The organism is Alteromonas sp. CH_MED4-4, from assembly GCF_037029575.1.
Lineage (GTDB): Bacteria > Pseudomonadota > Gammaproteobacteria > Enterobacterales > Alteromonadaceae > Alteromonas > Alteromonas macleodii.
The window spans coordinates 18,364-37,996 of sequence record NZ_JAYMEU010000034.1 but is presented as its reverse complement, the minus strand read 5'-3'; the positions used below and the strand labels follow the sequence as shown (position 1 = coordinate 37,996).

Genomic DNA, 19,633 nt, shown 5'->3' with positions numbered 1-19,633 from the left:
CTGCAAATTCCTTTTAAACGACTGGCCGATAAATGGTTTTCCCCATGGGAGCGACCAGTTCAGGATACATCGTGAAGTTCTCAGAGTGCCCTGCGACATACATCCCGTCATTGCACATCATTTTAACCATTCGCGCTAAAATTTTGCGCTGCGTGGGTCGATCGAAATAAATCATGACGTTACGGCAAAAAATCACGTCCACTGGCGAATCTACACACCAGTTTGGCGACATCAAATTTAGTGGTTCGAACTGCACCATTTTTCTCAGCTCATCCACTACTCTTACTCTTCCGGTTTGTGCGCCTTTTCCCCTATAGAAAAATTGCGTTTTATAATCGTAAGACAGCTGACTGATACTGTTTTGGGCATACACTCCTTCCCGAGCCTTTTGCAGAACTTTACTGTCGATATCAGTGGCAAGTATTTGTACATTAGGGGTAAAAGTGCCAAACACCGACGCCACTGTCATTGCAATACTATAAGGCTCTTCGCCAGTGCTGCTTGCGGCACACCAAATACGCTTGGTTTGAGGTCGCTTTGTCAGGTAATTGGCAAGTGCGTCAAAGTGATGTGGCTCTCTGAAAAATGCCGTGAGGTTAGTGGTGAGCGCATTAATGAAGTGTTCCATTTCATCTTTACAGCTTCCTACATACGCTAAGTACTCTTTAAAGCTGTGTATCTCTAGTGCACGTAGCCGCCTGGCAAGGCGGCTGTATACCATCGCATCTTTTGAATCAGCTAAGTTAATTCCGGCTTGTTTAAACAGCAGGCTTTTAACCCGTTCAAAATCTCTTCGGCTATATGGAAATTCCCTTTGCGCATCCGTGCTTTGTAGAGCGGTCATACACTAAAACGCCTCCCAATCTGACGCATCTGGTGCCGCTGGGTTCAGCGCTTTCATTCGCTGCTTGGGCACTTCACGCTCTTTAGGTAATGCTTTGCTGCCGTTTAGCGACTGAATGTCAGCATTCTGAGTGGGCTTGCGACTACTTCCCACTTTGAACACAGACACCCGTTGGGCTAGTTCACCCGATTGCTGTCTCATACTGTCTGCAGCCGCTGCTGCTTGTTCAACTAACGCAGCATTTTGCTGAGTCATTTCGTCCATTTGCACCACCGCATTGCTCACTTCCTGTATTCCGGTGGCTTGCTCAGACGATGCCGCAGCAATTTCTGACATAATGTCGTTAACGCGTTTAATTGCAGTGACGATGTTGGCCATGGTTTCCCCAGACTTATTCACCAACACGTTGCCATCACCAATTTTATCGACCGACGCAGAAATTAGCGCCTTTATGTCTTTTGCCGCCTCGGCAGAGCGCTGCGCCAGCGTTCTCACCTCAGAGGCAACAACGGCAAACCCGCGACCTTGCTCGCCCGCTCTTGCAGCTTCAACTGCTGCGTTCAGTGCGAGTATGTTAGTTTGGAAAGCAATGCCATCAATAACGCCGATGATGTCAGATATACGCTGGGCAGAGTCGTTAATTTCACCCATGGTATGCACTACTTGCTCAATGACTTTTCCGCCCTCTGATGCTACTTCTGATGCCTGGCTTGCCAAGCCTTTTGCTTGATCGGCATTCTCTGCGTTCAGCTTCACTGTGCCCGTTAACTCTTCCATGGCTGACGCTGTTTCTTCTAAGCTAGACGCTTGCTGCTCGGTACGACTAGACAAATCGGCGTTGCCGGTGGCGATTTCATTTGAAGCCGTATCGATGGTTTCCACAGCGGTGTGAATTTTTACTATGGTGTCGCGCAGTTCACCAATAAAGTGATTAATAGATTCGCCAAGCACCTTAAAGTCACCTTCTAATGGCTCTTCTATCGTTTTCAGTAAATCACCGTCTGTCAGACTTGCCATAATAGACTTAATACTTTCTACCGCTAAGGTTCTTCCTGTCACGTCCGTGGCATATTTAACGACTCTAAACGGCGTGCCGTTTTGGTCTAGGATTGGGTTGTAAGAGGCTTGAATGTAAACTGGTTTTCCTGACTTGTTGAAACGCTTGTATTCTCCGCTAGCATAAACACCTTGGCGCAATTGCTCCCAGAACGCTGCGTATTCAGGGCTGTTTTTGAAAGCAGGGTCCACAAAAATACTGTGATGCTTTCCTTTCACTTCATCTAGGGTATATCCCATCGCGGCTAAGAAGTTGCTGTTTGCGTTTAAAATTACCCCCTCAAGGTCAAACTCAATGACGGCCTGTGACTTGCTAATGGCATTTAACTGACCTTCAAAGTAGGCGTTTTTCAACTTCTCTTCGGTAATGTTAGTCGCGTATTTGACCACCCTAAACGGGTTGCCATTCATGTCTTCTATAGGGTTGTAAGAAGCTTGGATCCAAACGGCTTTTCCTGCTTTGCTTACGCGCTTAAATTCTCCTGAGAAGAAATTACCTTCTTTAAGTTCAGACCAAAAACGCTGGTACGACTCTGACTGCCTGGTTTCTTCATCCACAAATAGTTGGTGATGTTTACCTTTGATTTCGTCTAGTCGGTAGCCCATGGTGTTGAGGAAGTTGTCGTTAGCAGTAATGATAGTGCCGTCGACATCAAACTCGATCACAGCCTGAGATTTACTGATAGCGTTAATTTGCCCTTCGAAATACGCATTTTTTAACTTGTCTTGCGTTACATCGGTGGCAAATTTAACGACTTTAAATGGCTTACCCGAGCTGTCGAAAATGGGGTTGTACGATGCGCGGATCCATATTTCTCTGCCACCTTTTGCAATGCGTTTATACTCACCCTCACTGTGCTCTCCGGCTTTTAAGCTTTGCCAAAAAGCAGCATATTCAGCGCTTAACTTATAGCTTGGGTCAACAAACATGCTGTGATGCTGCCCTTTAATTTCAGAAAGGCTGTAACCCATTGCGGCGAGGAAGTTTTCGTTGGCGTTAAGAATATTACCTTCTAGATCAAACTCAATAACGGCCTGTGACTTATTAATGGCAGTAATCTGTCCTTCGTAATCGGCATTTCTTTGTTTTTGCGCTGTAATATCAGAGGCAAACTTGATGATGTAATCTACGTCACCGTTGTCATCAAATACTGGATTGTAGGTCGCTTGGATCCACACCTCTTCGCCTTGCTTGTTTATTCTGCAAAACTCACCGCTGTGTACGTCGCCGCTTTTTAGCTTTTTCCAAAACTGCTGGTACTCTTCGCTTTGAGCATAATCACTGTCGACAAAAATGCGATGATGCTTTCCCACCACTTCACTTTCGCTATAGCCCATTGCGGATAAAAAGTTATCGTTGGCCGACAAGATTTCTCCGTCTGTCGTAAACGATATCACCGCCTGGCTTCGCATAATGGCATCGACCATACCTTTGTTGCGTTTATTTTCAGTGTTGTCCTGCCACTCGGTGACATAAAGCTGAGTGCCATTCTCGTCTATCGTTATTGTAGATGCACTTACACAAAAGCCGTGCTCAGCAAGAGAAACGAGGTGCTTATCGCCCGAAGTATGGGTAAGTAAATAAGACAGGTTTTCTGAAGCGCTTGCCCCATTTGCAATGTCGTCTATGTGCTTTCCTGATAGTGAAGACTCACCATCGTTGACAGTAAAGTCCTTAGGGTAGGCCTTTGTCATTCGCAGGAATGCGGGAGTGTGGTAGTGAATAACCCCCGACTTGTCGATAACCAACAAGTTTGAGGCACTGGCCTTTAGGATATTCGACTTCAATAGCGAGTCGTGCTTCGCTATTTTTAACTCTTCGCCGTTCAGAAAATTAAATACGCCCATAACTAATATTTCCCAATGTCAGGTGTTTCCGTTTAGTGAAGGACCTTGTAACTACGCGTCGTCTTTTACGCTCTCAGGTGCGACTAAACCCAGCTCTTCGCTGGTTATTAAGCTTTCTATGTTCACCAGAATGACCATGTTTTCATCTACATCAGCTAAGCCGTGTAGATACCTGCTGTCAAAAGCTACGCCAAACTCTGGTGGCGGAAGTACTTGTTCTTCAGACAAGCGAATAACATCGGATACACCATCTACCACGATGCCAACAATACGCTCTTGAATGTTCAGCATTATCACTATTGTGAAGTCGTTATATGTGGCCTCGCCTACGTTAAACTTAATGCGCAAGTCCACGATAGGAACGATGTCACCACGCAAATTAATCACGCCTTTTATGAAGGCTGGCGCATTCGCAATCTTAGTGACTTGTTCGTACCCTCTAATTTCTTTTACTGTGGTAATGTCCAAGGCGTAATGCTCATCGCCAAGCACAAAACTTAAATATTCTTTGTCCTGTCCGCCGGTAACCGCTTGATGCAAGGCAGTTTCACTCATGAAAGTAACTCCTCTATTTGACTGGAGGTATACGTTGTAGCAATGGAGTCTGCATCGATAATAAGTGCGACTTTTCCGTCGCCCATAATGGTTGCCCCCGCTATTCCAGCCACCTTACGGTAGTGCTCTTCTAAGCTTTTAATCACCACCTGCTGCTGACCGACGAGTGCATCAACCAAAACACCAAAGCGTTTTTTACTGCTTTCAAGCAACACCACAATGCCTTCTGTGGGAGAAAGCGCGGCATCCTCTACTTCCATGAAGTCGTAGAGGGGCACCAAAGGCCAGTATTGATCTCGTATATAGAGAACGGTGTCGTTGCCCAAGGTCTTCAGCTGCTGCTTAGTAGGCTGGAAGGATTCAATAATATTTAAAAGTGGGATCACGAAGATTTGCTTACCCACCGACACACACATGCCATCAACTATGGCTAGCGTAAGCGGCAGGTGAATGAAAAACGCTGAACCTTCACCGGCGCTAGACTCGATATCGATACGACCGCCAATCGATTCGATATTGCGGCGCACCACATCCATACCTACCCCTCTTCCCGATACATCGGTAATGGCTTCGGCAGTTGAAAACCCAGGTTGGAATATAAGCTGCCATACTTCTGAATCAGGCATGTCATCAGATACGGTGAGCCCGTTACTTCGCGCTTTATCGAGAATTTTGTCGCGGTGAAGACCACCGCCATCATCAATAATGCTGATAATAATGCTACCGCCTTTCTGCTCGGCACTTAGAATAACCGTGCCTTTCTCTGGTTTGCCAGCAGCGACGCGTTTGTCGGGCATTTCTATGCCGTGATCGATGCTGTTGCGAACGAGATGGGTAAGGGGGTCGACGATCTTTTCAATTAAACTTTTATCAATTTCCGTGCTGCCTCCCTGGAGCACCAGTTCTACCTGTTTACCTAACTTACCTGCCAAATCTCTTACTAAACGCGGAAAACGATTAAAGGTTGCGGTTAGCGGGAGCATGCGCATAGACATCACTGATTCTTGAATTTCCCGGGTGTTTCGCTGCAGCTCATCAATAGCTAGCTGCAACCGTTCGCCAACTTGCCCTTCAACGTCTTGCCCTATCATAGACAGCATAGACTGGGTGATAACCAGCTCTCCGACTAAGTTAACCATGGCATCAATTTTAGTGGTGTCTACACGAATAGAGGCCGATTCACGGGCGGTGCTCTTTTTCGCTGGCGGTTTTGGTGGCGTTTTGGCTTGTGTTGTCGTGGGGGCAACGCCACTTGTTGGCGCTTTATCATTGTTAGATGTTGTTGCTGTATTTAATTGAGTACTCGCGCTTTGCGCGTTATTACTACTCGCAATTTCTAGGGAAGTATTGATATTGGTAGCTGACGGTGCGTCTTCGAAAAAACCGAAACCCTGCTCTACTTCAGCTGTTTCGGCTTTAGTCGTTGCAGTTTGTGCGCCGACTGTATTATTCGATATTTCATCATCGAAGAAGCCAAAGCCGTCATCGTCATTATTTTCACTTTTAGTGTTGTCGCCGTGAGAGAGCGCTTCGTTAACTGGTTCGTCGTCGAAAAAACCAAAACTGTCGTCAGCGGCTTCAATAGCACTATTAGGCTCATCGTCAAAGAAACCAAAGCTGTCGTCCTGAGCGCTTTCGTTTTGCGCATTCACGCTTACTTCTGAAGCATCGTCACCATCGCCTGAGGCTGCGTCTGTAGATTGACCGTTGATTACGCCATTTAGAATTTTAATGCGCTCGGCAATACTGTCTTCTGGTACGGGGGTCTCATCGCGGTAGGCGTTAAGCGTGTCTTTTAAAACATCGAGAGTTTCTAAAAGCACATTTACAATGTCAGCGGTAACACTAAGCTCATTGTTGCGGGCTTTATCTAACAAGTTTTCCATCACATGCGTTAAATTCATCAACGCATCAAAACCGAAAATACCGCTGCCACCTTTAATCGAATGGGCAGCGCGAAAAATGCTATTTAGCTCTTCAGGATCAGGGGATTCAACATCTAAACTCATCAATAGCTGTTCCATATCGTCGAGATGCTCATCGCTCTCGTCGAAAAACACGCCATGAAACTGTTCTATATCGATGCTCATTCCGAATCCTTCCAGATTTTAGGAGTGGGTGGGCGATTTAGCCCAGCACGCGCTTCGTTACATCAAGAAGCTTGTTTGGATCGAAAGGCTTTACCATCCAGCCTGTGGCGCCAGCGGCTTTACCTTTTGCTTTCATATCGTCGCCTGCTTCTGTAGTAAGCATAACAACAGGCGTTCTGCTGTAAGTCCCCAAACCGCGCAAATTTTTTATAAGCGTAAGGCCATCCATTCGTGGCATATTCTGATCGGTTAAAACAAAATTAAATTGCTGACTTTTGCATTTATCTAACGCATCTTGCCCGTCTTGGGCTGTCGTAACGGTATAGCCCGCACCTTTTAGGGTCATTTCTACCATCTGACGAATGGATACTGAATCGTCAACAACTAGAATGTGTTTGCTCATATGCTCACTTCTCCAAAGTAGGTCATTACTGACTGTGCTTCCTGTTCCTTGCTTAGCTAGAACAATTCGACTTCCCCAGCGTCCATAGATGTTGCAGACACAGGGTTGTGGTCATTTTTCCCTTTCGCAGCGAGTCCTTTTTGGTACTCGTTTAATGCACTGACGAAACGCTCGATATTTTTGGCGTCTAACGTCGCCAACTGCTCTAAAATGAACTTGATCATATCTTGGGTATACTGAATGTGTTGGCCGTTGATATCGCCAAACTGCATACCCCGAATGGCCGCATTTATCGACTCGTCAAGCTGAGAGCCAATGTCTTCAATCTGTTTAGTGGTTACAAGGTCAGCCTCCGCTTTCTTGATAATCTCAGACAACTGCTCACTGATATGTGATTTAGCATTAACCACCTGAGAAATATCCTGCGACGCTACAAATTCGGCAGTGTCTGTGAGCTTATCTACCAGACTTCTTATGTTCTCGACCTGGGTTTTAATCACATCACTAAACTGAGTGGAGCGAGTTGAGAGCGCCCTGACTTCATCAGCAACAACAGCGAAGCCACGACCAGCCTCACCTGCTCGCGCCGCCTCTATAGCCGCATTCAAAGCAAGTAAATTAGTTTGTGCAGCGATGTCATCAATACCACTCAGTGCTTCAATTACCGTAGGCATGGCCTGTTGAATGGTTTGCACTTGCTCCATTAGGTGCTTTGTCGACGACGACATCTGTTCTGTAGAATCAATGAATTGCGTTAGTGTTCCATCGGTTTCGCGGGCGAAATTGCGCATTCGGTCGGAGTAAGACTGCGTATGCGCTTCGTCCACACTTAGCAAATCCTCAATACACTCAATTTGTTGAGAAACTAGTGATTTCAAACTGCTAAAGGCGTGAGACAAGGTTTCTACTGCGTCATCTTGCGTTGATTTGATGTCTGATAAATTGGCGTCACAAGTGCCAAGTGAAACACTTAACCCCTCACTGGCTTTTTCAATATCAGTATTTCTGCTTGTCGCCATATCCTCAGCACTATTCTCTGTCGGGTATATCTCGTCGCTTTTGCTGTTATTTTTTGAGTGAATAAGGGCACAAATCACCACTGCGCCGGTTAGCACAGCGAGAGCGGCTAACGCCGATACTGAAAAGTAGAGCACCCACGAAGCGATAACTCCAATACCTGAAATAGCAAATATAGTGTTTACTGCGCTCTGCTGATTTGAAGATGTGTTGTTAGCTGACAAAAAACTCTCCTTGAGAATTACGCGCGGCTTAGTTTCACCCTGAACATTCAACTGCCGGTTGCTTCTTTCAGACAAGGCAGTTGAACGAAGCAGCTAGCTTCCTATCATTATTAACAGTTCGAAGTTTCTCACTCCGCTTAAAATCACAGGTGTTAAGCCAAAAACTATCTCTTTAAAACACAGAGCAATGGCGCGTTACCTCTTTTAAAAAGTAACAACGTTATATTTCGCTGCGTTTTTACATATGAAGTAAGCGTAGTACCCATTTTGAAAAGTAGGCAAGAACATGCATAAGTTTTTTATTAAAAAAGCGTTTTTTGGCTTTAACTGCGCCTAAAAAGCGCAAACTAGTTCTTATCAAGCTTGTTTTCAGAGTATTTGGCGTAATTCCACTATGCGACAAGTACGCGACTATGCAGGTTGCTCTTTCTGAAATCGAAACATTCATGTGCGACTATGGTGCACACCACTCCCTAGTAATTTATCCATACATGCCATTAATTATTTTTGATTTCGACAACTGCTTAGCTCCGGGCAATAGTGTAGGTGAAGACATATTGCTACCTCTATTCGATGTCATCGAGTCAGATAAGAGTAACGATTTAACTCCCTCTATGAGACAAGAAATGCGTCTGGATTTTTGGCGTAAACCTTTGGACTATATTGTTGAAAAATATAAGTTCTCTGAGCATTCAAAATCTGCGAGTTATACGTACTTTTCGCAGTTGAGTATTGCGCACCCTATTGAAGGCTATGAAGACACTCATTTAGTTCATGCGTTTGAAGGGGTGAAGCTACTTGTAACTTCTGGATTCCAAAAATTTCAACATTCGAAAATTCGCCAATTGGGCGTTGAAGGTGCTTTTGAAGACATTTACTACGATGACCCAGGTAACCCGCCTAGAAAAGGCAAAGCATTCTACTTCGACATCATAGCCAAAAAATATAATACAGCTCCGAGTGAGGTATGGGTTATTGGAGACAGTGAGGAGTCAGAAATTAGTGCGGGTAATAGTTTAGGTATGAAAACGGTTCAGATACTTCGACAGGGCGTTAAAAAGTCACCAAAGGCACAATTCCATGTGTCTTCGCTTCAAGAGTTTTTACGTTTGCTACAGATGTCTTAGCGCCTGTTGGACTAGGTCTGCGATTAGCGCTAGAAAGACATAAAGCGGAAACAAAAAAGCCCCGCATTTTCATGCAGGGCTTTCTGAATAATGGTGCCTCGACCCGGGATCGAACCAGGGACACTCGGATTTTCAATGCAAATCACCACTTTAACCCTTTGAAAATAAGCAACTTTTAATTTCTTTGCAAATTCTTTGCAAAAAGAACTCTTTTCTGTTTTACTGGCGCTATGGCAAAACAGACTGAAAGACACGACATAAACGATGAGCTGTATATCTTTAAACAAGATAACAGTGAACGCTGGTACGCGCGATTTATACTAACCAACCACAAAAAATGGCTCTGTAAATCAACTAAGAAGAAAGATAAAGACGAAGCTATCGCCATGGCACATCGAATCTTCTTAGACCACCAAATTAGACACGAAAATAACACACTAGTCCAAAGTAAGCGATTCAAAGACGTAGCTGACCGCGTCATCGAAAAGCTTGAAGAGCAACTAGAACACGGGGGCGGTAAACGCACCTATAAAGACTATATTCGAGCTTTAGAAAACTACCACATACCTTACTTTTCACGGACATTTATTACTTCAATTGACCAAGAAGAAATATCTAAATTTGATGAGTGGCGTAAAGGGCGGATGAAGAAGTCTCCAGCCTCCTCTACATTATTAACTCACAATGCTGCTCTTCAGCTCGTTTTTAAAGAAGCTATTGAGCAAAAATGGATGATCGCCGCTCAAGTACCTGTTCTTTCATCTAAAGGTGAAGCAGGCAAACGCCGCTCTGCATTTTCGGAAGAGGAATACGAAGCTGTATTGGACGCAATACTAGAAAGAGAATTTAATGCCCATAGTGAAAAAACTCGTCAGATCTGTGAGTTACTTTATGATTATTGTGAAATAACAATAAATACTGGTATTAGACACGGAACGGAAATGGACGCCTTAACGTGGAAGGACATCGAAATAAAAACGCAAGGGTCTAAAGCTCAATTCTTCATTCACATCACCAAAGGTAAAACAACAAAATATACAGGCCCTCGTAAAGTAGTTTGTAAACGTGATGTGATTGGTGCTTTAACTAGACTCAGAGAACGTTTTCCACTGCGTACACCTAACCAAAAACTATTTTTGCTAGCAAATGGTGAACCCACAAAGCAATTAGGTAAGGCATTTGAGAAAGCTCTCCAAAGTTCGGGATTAAAAGAGTCACCCAGAGGACCGCGAACGCTATACTCTCTTCGACATACCTACATTACGTGGCAGCTTCTCAACGGAACCAGCATGGACGTAATTGCGCGCCAATGTGGAACCAGTACAGCAATGATCGAGCAGCACTATAGTCACGTAAAGCCGGAAATGTTTGCCGATGCTTTGTCTGGAGTAACATTTGACAAAGAAGAGCCCAAAGCATTGTCTAAGAAAACATTGAACAGACGTGCAAAGACCGCAGAGCGCGACGAAAAACGCTTTAAAGAATGGGCTGAGGAGTTGAGAAAGCGTGGGTGTATTTAGTGCAAAATATAGTGAGATAATATTATTAATAAGTTCCGCCTAACGATGAAGTGAAAAAAACTGAGATAAAAACCGATTGCCGGTCGGTACTCTCTATGTATAATACCTATCGTTAATCGGTTTTTTAAAAGGGTGCGGCGAATATGAATCTTGGTGAACTTGAAAAGCTAGTTCTACATTATTTATGGAAGCACAAAGATGTTGATGTAAAGCAAGTTTATTCGCATTTCATAAATGTGAGGGGAGGAAGCTTAAATACCTACCAGAGTACACTTGATCGCCTTTTCAAAAAGGGACTTCTAGCCAGAAAAAAAGAGGGGCATGCATATATCTATAACACAAAAGTCGAGAGATACGAGTTGATCGGACAGCTTATAAAGTCAGTTGCTAGTGACTTTATTGCTGGCGACGATAGCAGCCTTATCGCAGCTTTTTCTTCCATCTCAAGTGAATTTAGTGTCGACCAACTAACTAAACTAGAGCAACTTATAGAAGAGCAAAAAAAGCTCAAGTCAGTGAACAAGGATTAAGTAAAATAATGACAATATTCTTCAACCTGCTAGCAATTTTTACTATTGCATTCGCAATAACTAATTTGGTTGTGTCTATTGGCGTATCTTTACTAGGACAAAAGTTAACATCTGTTCAGTTAAAACCAAGGAAAGCTCTGCTTTGGTTTTGTGTTTCAATGCCATGGATAATGAGCATTTTAGTCTGTCTTTACTTACTTGATATATATGTCTACTCAAGCATATTTGAAACTAAACAATATGCTCATTGGCATCATATATCAGATTTCAACTGGTTTAGTTGGCATGCAGTTACAATAATACTCCTGCTCTCTTACATGATGTTTGTATTGACTTCAAAGACGAGACAGCTATGGCTTCATAGACAGGAGGTGAGCTTGCTAACTTGCCTCTCAAAAAACTTAAGCCGGGGGGTATATGAAGTTGAGATACCTAAATTTGCAGCGTTTACCTCTGGAATACGGAGCAAGAAATGCTTCATAACTACAGGGCTTTTGAATGAGGTTACTCCCGAAGAACTTGATGTCATTTTAAAGCACGAAAGAGCGCATGTTGTAAATAATGATCCCCTGAAAAAGTGGCTTTTTAGTATTTTGGTCTCATTTTATTTTGCACCAGTAGCAAGATTACTAACTCTACAGATGGTGTTGGCTATGGAACAAGATGCAGACAATGCTGTATTAGAAGAAGGAATTGACCGGATATTCGTTGCAAGCACTTTAATTAAAGTTGCAAAGCTTAATGCGCAAGAGGACATACTTAAATCAAGCGCTTTAGTTGTAAATTTCGGAGCAGATGTCCTTGAGCAACGCATCTATTTCCTCTTGGGTAGGTTGCAGTTGTCACCTATCAATAAGACTGTAGCGTTCTCTTTTGCCATTGCATTATTTTTTCTATGTATGACTTCTTTAGACGGTGTTCATCATCTTATTGAAACGGTGTTTAGCCATTAAAATTTATTCTAAAAACCGATCGGTGAACGGTTTTTATTTTCAAACTTAGTCGAAGGCTTTTAAAAAGCTTTCATAAGGATTTTATTTATGTTTTTTGGAAAAAAATTAAGCAAAAAACCGATCATCAATCGGTATTTTGTGAGTGGTATGCTTATAAGCATGTCCATCAGTGGGATGTCTGTTGGTGTTAATGCACAAGAAATACTCACATTGAATGATGCAATTAGTCTATCCCTGCAACAACATCCTGAATTACATGTATTCACACATAAATCAGAGGCTGCAAAAGCTCTTATTACTCAAGCTGAGGTTGGCACGCCTAAAGTAGTTAATGCGCAACTCGAGGATTTCTTGGGCTCTGGTAACAACTCAGGGGTATCTGGATTGCAAGCAACATTGAGCATTTCATGGTTACTTGAAAATGACATTATCGAGTCTAGGGTCAATCTAGCTTCATCGAAAGCTGACGCAACTACAATTGATCAAGAGGTTAAAGCCGTTGATATCGCAGCAAATACAGCACGATTGTATATAACCTTATTGGCTCAAAAAGAGAACTTAAAGTTGGCGAAGATTGCAGAAGACCAAGCGAAAGATCTCTTGGACAATGTAGAAGGTCGTGTAAAAGCAGCAAAAGCTAACGCTATCGATGAACTCCGCGCTCGCGCTTCGCTATCTTTGTACGAGCTAGAAGTAGAAGATCTTGTTCATGAGATTGCAGCAACAAAATCTGCATTAGCGGCGCAGTGGAAGGGTACTACAAACTTTTCAGTAACTGGAACGCTTACAAATATTCCTTCAATTTCTGAGTTAGATGAAGTTTTGAAAAGATTGAAGGAAAACCCGAAAATCCAACGCTACATACTACAGCAACAAGAAATTGAATCTGAAATTGATTTGGCAGTAGTAGAGGAGTCACCCGCTTGGGAAGTGTCGACAGGCATTAGACGAAACGAAGTAATTGACGACTTTGCATTTGTAGCTGGGATATCAATACCTATTGGAGGCGAAGGTCGTAATAAAGGATTAATCACGTCTTTGCGTGCAAAGCAGAGCCAAAGTGCTGCTGAATCTGATGCCTTACTTCAAAGTATTTCCACTGATGCTCTGTTGTTGACTCACAAATTAAAGCACAGCCTCCATGTAATCCAAAAATTATCAAACAGTTCCATTCCGATGTTAGAGCAAGCAAATGAGCAAGCTAGTCGAGCATACAACATCGGAAGTTACTCATATACGGACCTCTTTGCGGTCCAGAAAGAACTGTTAAATGCGCAGAAGAGCCTAATCGATGCCTATACCAACATTCAACTATTTAACATTGAATTAGAGAGATTAACGGGTACTTCGGTATCCAAGAATGAGAGAGCACTATGAAACTTCGCAAATTATTTACCTTAATAGCATTTGCCCATATTGGCATTAGCTTATCCGCAATCAGTAACCTAGCTGTTGCTGAGTCAGCTAAAGAAATTACTCAAGAAGAAGTAGAGAAAGGCCCTAATAATGGTCGAGTATTGAGACAGGGTGACCTTGCTATCGAGCTGGCGATTTATGAAACCGACACCCCTCCCGAATTTCGTGTATACGCTAGTTATGCAGGACAGCGAATATCAGCTGAAGACATTGAAGTGAACGTAAAACTCACGCGTTTGGGAGATGGCATCGATGACATAGATTTTTATGTTGAGGGCAATTATCTGCGCGGTGACATGGTTATCTATGAACCTCACTCTTTTTTAGTTTCACTTACTGCCAATTACCAAGGCAAAACATACGAATGGTCTTACGATAACTATGAAGGAAGGACAAAAATAGATGATTCACTAGCAAAGGCTATGGACATTAAAACCGATTTCGTATCGAGTAAAAAACTTAACGCGCGGTTGAAAGTATATGGCCAGTTAGTTTTACCCCCCAATGCAGTGAGGAATATATCTGCGCGTTATCCAGGCGAAATAACTTCTGTTGATGTCATTTTAGGTCAAGCAGTAAAGAAAGGGCAGACTCTTTTCACTATCCAATCAAGCGAAAGCTTGCAAAGTTATCAAGTTAAATCGCCGATTGATGGCCTAATTACATTTCAGGATATTGGGGTAGGCGAACAATCGGGAGACAAGAAACTAGTCGCTATTACTGATACCTCGCAATTAATAGCAGAGCTGAACGTATATCCAGAAGACCAAAACAAGAAATTGTTAGATGCTCCCGTCGATATACAAGTTCCGGGTCACGATAAGACGATAAGCACTAAAATTTTTGACAGCCTTTATGCCGTTAACGGCTCGCAAGCAAAAGTCTATCGCGCCATTGTAAATAATAATGACGGCTTTTACTCACCAGGACAGTTTATAACAGCCCAAATTCTCTTTGACTCATTCACCGTTGAAAGAGCTGTGAAAGAGGAATCCCTTCAGGCTTTTAGAGATTTCACGGTGGTCTATGGAAAGTTTGGTGATCAATACGAAGTTCGGATGCTTGAGCTCGGCCGAAAAGCAGAGGGATGGGTTGAAGTACTAAACGGCATTCCCTCTGGAACAGAATATGTCACTCTCAACAGCTACATAATAAAGGCTGATATTGAGAAGTCGGGCGCGTCTCACGACCACTAAGGAACTCCTTGAATGTTAGATGCTATTTTAAAATTTTCAATCGAGAGAAGTAAGCTAATTCTCGTTTTTGTTTTCGCGGTAGCGATGCTTGGCCTTTGGAACTTCCAAAAGCTGCCAATTGATGCTGTACCAGACATTACCAATGTGCAGGTTGTAATAAATACAGAGGCACTTGGGTATACCCCACTGGAGGTAGAGCAACGTATCACGTTTCCTCTTGAAACCGCATTGTCAGGAGTTCCAAACCTGTCTTATACGCGTTCTGTATCTCGCTATGGATTATCACAAGTAGTTGCGATCTTTAATGATGACACTGATATCTATTTTGCTAGGCAATTAGTCAATGAACGTATTAACGCTGCAAAATCTGAACTTCCCTCAGGACTGGAGCCTGAGTTGGGGCCAATTTCTACGGGACTTGGTGAAATATTCATGTTCACGGTTGACGCTAAGGAAGGGACAACCAATGAAGATGGTCGTCCAATTTCCCCGACAGACTTAAGAACAGTTCATGATTGGGTAATTCGTCCACAATTGATGCAAGTAGAAGGCGTTGTTGAAGTCAACCCAATTGGAGGATTTGAGCGCGAGATCCTTATTGCACTGAACCCCGATAAATTATTGTTATTCGGTTTAACTCAGCAAGATGTCATAAATGCAGTAGGAAAGCATAATTCAAATAAAGGTGCAGGTTTTATTGAGAAAAATGGTGCTCAATGGTTAATTCGACTGCCTGGACAAGTGGAAACGCTTAAACAAATTTCTGAGATTCCTTTGCCTACAGACCTTGGCAAGATTGTTCGAGTAAAAGACGTCGCGGAAGTAAAAGAAGGTAAGGAGCTAAGATCTGGGGCTGCAACACAGAATGGTCGAGAGGTCGTGCTGAGTACAGTCTTTATGTTGATAGGCGAGAACAGCCAAAAGGTCGCGAGAGGTGTTGGTGAACGAATAAAAGAAATTAGCGCGTCACTTCCCGAAGGAATAGTCGTAAACGCTGTCTACGATCGAACAAAACTAGTCAATACAACATTAGATACGGTCGAAATGAACCTTACTGAAGGGGCTATTTTGGTCATTGTTGTTCTGTTCTTACTATTAGGCAACATAAGAGCCGCATTTTTGACAGCTTTAGTTATTCCTTTCGCCATGCTTATGACTGTAACGGGAATGATTCAAACACGAACAACAGCGAATCTGATGAGCTTAGGTGCACTCGATTTTGGATTGTTAGTCGACGGGGCTATCATTATCGTTGAGAATTGTTTGAGGAGACTTTCTCATGCCACTCAAAAAGGCGAGCTTAACGCCAAACAACGTTTATCCTTAGTTTACGATGCGACACGAGAGGTCATTCGACCTGCTTTATTCGGGGTTTTCATAATAACCGCAGTCTACTTACCTATATTTGCGCTATCAGGTGTTGAGGGAAAGATGTTTCACCCAATGGCAATAACGGTAGTAATAGCTCTTGTTAGCGCGATGGTACTTTCAATTACATTTATCCCTGCTGCTATTGCGCTAACTTTCAAAGGCAAGGTAACTGAGAAAGAAAACATCATTATCAATACCTCAGTATCACTTTATAGGCCTGCTCTGAAGGTTATTTTAAAGGCGAGATGGCTGGTCATTATAGTTGCATTCTCATTAGTTGTGCTGGCTTCATTTATGGGGATGCGGCTCGGCAGTGAGTTTGTGCCAAACCTTGATGAGGGCGACATCGCGATGCATGCGCTGAGAATTCCTGGTACTTCACTATCGCAATCTATTGCGATGCAGAAAGTACTTGAAGAGAGAATAAAAGCGTTACCCGAAGTAGAGCGCGTATTTGCAAAAATAGGTACCGCGAATGTAGCTACAGATGCAGTTCCTCCTAGCGTTGCTGATAATTTTATAATTATTAAGCCTAGAAGCGAATGGCCTAACCCTAATAAGACTAAAGAACAGCTAGTTGCTGAATTAGAAGAACTAGTTACACCTGTGCCAGGCAATAGGTATGAATTTCTCCAACCAATACAGATGCGATTTAATGAGTTGCTTGCTGGAGTTAGAGCAGAGCTTGCAATAAAAGTATTTGGTGATGATTTTGATACTTTGGCTGAACTCGGGAAAGAAATCGAAACGGCAATTCAGGATGTTGAAGGTATACGTGATGTGCAGGTAGAGCAAACTAAAGGTCTTCCAGTACTCACTTTTCTACCGCACAGAGAAAAGCTCGCATTATACGGGCTTAGCCTTGAAGACTTTCAAACACAAGTAGCTGTGTCTATGGGGGGGCAAGTCGCAGGAAAATTTTACGAAGGCGATAAACGTTTCGATATTGTAGCGCGTCTTCCTGAGGAAAAGCGCCAAGATGTAAATTCGCTGTCTAATTTGCCTATCTCCTTACCAAATGGTGAGCATATACCTCTAAAAGAGCTTGCTGATATGGAAGTTATTTTAGGAGCTAATCAAGTCAACCGCGAAAACGGAAAGCGCAGAGTCGTTGTTACTGCCAACGTGCGTGGTCGAGATTTAGGTAGCTTTGTTCAAGATATACAGGCAGCGATTAAATCTAAAGTTAAATTACCTGCCAGTTACTGGATTGAATATGGTGGTACTTATCAAAAGCTACAGTCTGCGTCTGAGCGTTTAAGCATTGTGGTGCCAGTCACACTTGTTCTTATTGTTTTACTTTTATTCTTAGCACTAGGTTCGATAAAAGACTCGCTCATTATTTTTTCAGGGGTTCCATTAGCACTTACAGGGGGGATCTTTGCTCTGTACCTTCGAGGCATCCCTTTTTCAATATCTGCGGCAGTCGGCTTTATAGCGTTATCTGGTATAGCAATTCTGAACGGATTAGTGCTTGTTTCGTTTATTCGAGATTTAATTTCGAGGAACCAATTGCTCGAAAGTGCAATTATCGAAGGAGCAGTAACGAGGTTAAGACCTGTTATCACTACAGCTCTCGTAGCTTCGCTAGGTTTTATTCCAATGGCATTAAACACAGGAATCGGCTCTGAAGTTCAAAGACCATTGGCAACCGTTGTAATAGGAGGTGTAATTTCTTCAACAATCTTAACGCTTTTCGTCTTACCCGCACTATTTCGAATTTTACATTCGAACGACAAGTCTGAAGAGCACATTTCTGGGAATTCATTAATGAAAAGCGAAGGGTAAATAAATGTTAGGTAAATTAAAGCTAACGCATTTGGTGTACCTTCTTCTATCTCTGTGTGCAATGGCTTCGTTTGAAGCCTTTGCACACGGTGTAGACGACAGTACACGTAACTTCTTAGAAAACAACACTGGTATCCAGATAATTCCTTTTCTGTATATCGGAGCTAAACATATGGTTACGGGTTATGACCATTTGCTGTTTCTAGTGGGAGTGCTGTTTTTTCTGAGAAATAGTAAAGACGTCTTGCTCTACGTAAGTATGTTCACGATAGGTCACAGTTTAACTCTAATGACTGGAGTCCTAGCTAATATCCAGGTTAATGCATACCTGATTGATGCAATTATCGGTTTATCAGTGGTTTATAAAGGGTTTGATAACCTCGGAGGATTCACCCACTTCTTTGGTAAACAACCCGACCCTAAGAAAGCTGTACTTATTTTTGGCTTGTTTCATGGCTTCGGATTAGCAACAAAGATCCAAGAGTTTCACTTACCTGAAGATGGGCTAGCGCTAAATCTGCTCTCCTTTAATATTGGAGTAGAAATTGGTCAGTTTATGGCTCTTATTTTTATTCTTCTGTTAATTAATTTTTGGCGTCAATTCGAGAGTTTCGACCGTTTTTCTGCGGCAACGAACACAGTCTTGATGAGTGGTGGTTTTATGTTAGTTGGCATGCAACTAACAGGGTATTTTGTTAGCTAAATCTTATGAGAAATATATTTATGGAATCTAATCAAACAAATCGAGCACTGATAAAAGCGACTGTAATTGCATTGTCAGTAGCAGTAGTGACTCTAGTGTTATTTATTTTACCTGCTGAGTATGACATTGACCCTACTGGTGTCGGAAAGAAGCTCGGTCTAACAGTATTTAATCAGGACGGAGAATCTCCATCTGCTAAGACAAGTACAGACGGTGACCAAGATACAGTGGTCGTTACTGTTCCAGCAGGTAAAGGTATCGAGTATAAGCTCAGCATGATGGAGAGCCAGCAGGTCACTTATGAATGGCAAACAAGTAATGGCGAGCTATATGTCGATCTTCATGGTGAACCAGATGGTGATAATACTGGCTATTTTAAGTCATACACTGTCGCTACTGTTGAAAGTATGAAAGGGAGTTTTGTTGTTCCTTTTAACGGGTCACATGGCTGGTATTGGAAAAACAACACAGACAAAGATATTGATGTTCAACTAATTTTCAGCGGTGAATACATCGTTGAAGGTTTAAAGTAAAAATGAGGAATCACAGAATGAAACACATAAAAGTATTAACAATTGCATCTGCGCTTTTAGCTTCTTCTAATGCTTTCGCACATGGAGGAGCGCATGGCGAGGTAAGTGTTATGGAGGTCATCCAAGCTGCCCAGACAACGGCTAAAACACTTACTTTTAAAAACAATGGAATGTCTGTAGGGAAGCTGGACACTTCATGGAATAAGGTCGCACAGGGAGATTTCGAATTAGTTGAAGCGACAGAGAGAGAATATATAGTTAAAGCGACAAACTCTGAGAACGGTGAAACTCTTTTCTTTAGCATTAGCAAAAAAGGGAAAGTCCTCAATGTTGAAAAGGCAACCTCATTTGACAAAGGTCATGGCCATTCTCATTAACTTCGATTAATGAGAATTTAAGTTTCGAACAAGAGATTTTCAGAATCATAAAGTCAGCCCCAACCGTGCTTTTGGTTCTGAA

Annotated in this window: 16 protein-coding genes; 10 read left to right on the top strand and 6 right to left on the bottom strand. The window is 42.7% G+C overall.

Going from position 1 to position 19,633, the window contains the following annotated elements; all coding sequences use genetic code 11:
• Positions 1-13: 13 nt before the first annotated feature.
• From WA381_RS18250 to WA381_RS21035, 6 genes are all read right to left on the bottom strand, one after another.
• Complete coding sequence (locus WA381_RS18250) at positions 14-844, bottom strand: CheR family methyltransferase (protein WP_039225824.1); 831 nt, start codon at positions 842-844, stop codon at positions 14-16.
• 3 nt (positions 845-847) lie between these two features.
• Positions 848-3,328 (bottom strand): methyl-accepting chemotaxis protein, encoded by a 2,481-nt coding sequence (locus tag WA381_RS18245; protein WP_418655454.1) that lies wholly within the window; start codon positions 3,326-3,328, stop codon positions 848-850.
• A gap of 471 nt (positions 3,329-3,799) precedes the next feature.
• Positions 3,800-4,303: a chemotaxis protein CheW gene (locus WA381_RS18240; protein WP_014947935.1), complete on the bottom strand. Its 504-nt coding sequence runs from the start codon at positions 4,301-4,303 to the stop codon at positions 3,800-3,802.
• Entirely contained in the window at positions 4,300-6,393 is a 2,094-nt protein-coding gene (locus tag WA381_RS18235; RefSeq protein ID WP_156085797.1) for a chemotaxis protein CheA, read from the bottom strand. The genes WA381_RS18240 and WA381_RS18235 overlap by 4 nt, the downstream gene beginning before the upstream one ends.
• 37 nt (positions 6,394-6,430) lie before the next feature.
• Positions 6,431-6,796 (bottom strand): response regulator, encoded by a 366-nt coding sequence (locus WA381_RS18230; RefSeq protein ID WP_014947933.1) that lies wholly within the window; start codon positions 6,794-6,796, stop codon positions 6,431-6,433.
• 56 nt (positions 6,797-6,852) lie between these two features.
• Positions 6,853-7,524 (bottom strand): methyl-accepting chemotaxis protein, encoded by a 672-nt coding sequence (locus tag WA381_RS21035; protein ID WP_404978302.1) that lies wholly within the window; start codon positions 7,522-7,524, stop codon positions 6,853-6,855.
• An 830-nt stretch (positions 7,525-8,354) separates the two neighbouring features.
• Here WA381_RS21035 and WA381_RS18220 point away from each other — a divergent pair.
• The 10 genes from WA381_RS18220 (at position 8,355) to WA381_RS18175 (ending at position 19,551) form a co-directional block, all read left to right on the top strand.
• Positions 8,355-9,164, top strand: a complete 810-nt coding sequence (locus WA381_RS18220) for an HAD family hydrolase (protein ID WP_156085795.1) — start codon at positions 8,355-8,357, stop codon at positions 9,162-9,164.
• Positions 9,165-9,394: 230 nt separating this feature from the next.
• Positions 9,395-10,684, top strand: a complete 1,290-nt coding sequence (locus WA381_RS18215) for a tyrosine-type recombinase/integrase (RefSeq protein WP_012516826.1) — start codon at positions 9,395-9,397, stop codon at positions 10,682-10,684.
• A 143-nt stretch (positions 10,685-10,827) separates the two neighbouring features.
• On the top strand, positions 10,828-11,214 hold the full coding sequence (locus WA381_RS18210) for a BlaI/MecI/CopY family transcriptional regulator (RefSeq protein ID WP_020742709.1): 387 nt from the start codon (positions 10,828-10,830) through the stop codon (positions 11,212-11,214).
• Between the two features lie 8 nt (positions 11,215-11,222).
• A complete protein-coding gene (locus WA381_RS18205) occupies positions 11,223-12,167 on the top strand; it encodes a M56 family metallopeptidase (protein WP_012516824.1) in 945 nt (314 codons plus the stop codon).
• Between the two features lie 87 nt (positions 12,168-12,254).
• Positions 12,255-13,544, top strand: a complete 1,290-nt coding sequence (locus tag WA381_RS18200; RefSeq protein WP_020742708.1) for a TolC family protein — start codon at positions 12,255-12,257, stop codon at positions 13,542-13,544.
• Positions 13,541-14,779, top strand: coding sequence for an efflux RND transporter periplasmic adaptor subunit (locus tag WA381_RS18195; RefSeq protein WP_012516822.1), 1,239 nt, complete (start codon positions 13,541-13,543; stop codon positions 14,777-14,779). The genes WA381_RS18200 and WA381_RS18195 overlap by 4 nt, the downstream gene beginning before the upstream one ends.
• Positions 14,780-14,791: 12 nt before the next feature.
• Positions 14,792-17,938, top strand: coding sequence for an efflux RND transporter permease subunit (locus WA381_RS18190; protein WP_020742707.1), 3,147 nt, complete (start codon positions 14,792-14,794; stop codon positions 17,936-17,938).
• A 4-nt stretch (positions 17,939-17,942) separates the two neighbouring features.
• A complete protein-coding gene (locus tag WA381_RS18185) occupies positions 17,943-18,641 on the top strand; it encodes a HupE/UreJ family protein (RefSeq protein WP_020742706.1) in 699 nt (232 codons plus the stop codon).
• Between the two features lie 20 nt (positions 18,642-18,661).
• Positions 18,662-19,174 (top strand): hypothetical protein, encoded by a 513-nt coding sequence (locus WA381_RS18180; protein ID WP_012516819.1) that lies wholly within the window; start codon positions 18,662-18,664, stop codon positions 19,172-19,174.
• Positions 19,175-19,191: 17 nt separating this feature from the next.
• Positions 19,192-19,551, top strand: coding sequence for a DUF6488 family protein (locus tag WA381_RS18175; RefSeq protein WP_020742705.1), 360 nt, complete (start codon positions 19,192-19,194; stop codon positions 19,549-19,551).
• Positions 19,552-19,633: the final 82 nt, after the last annotated feature.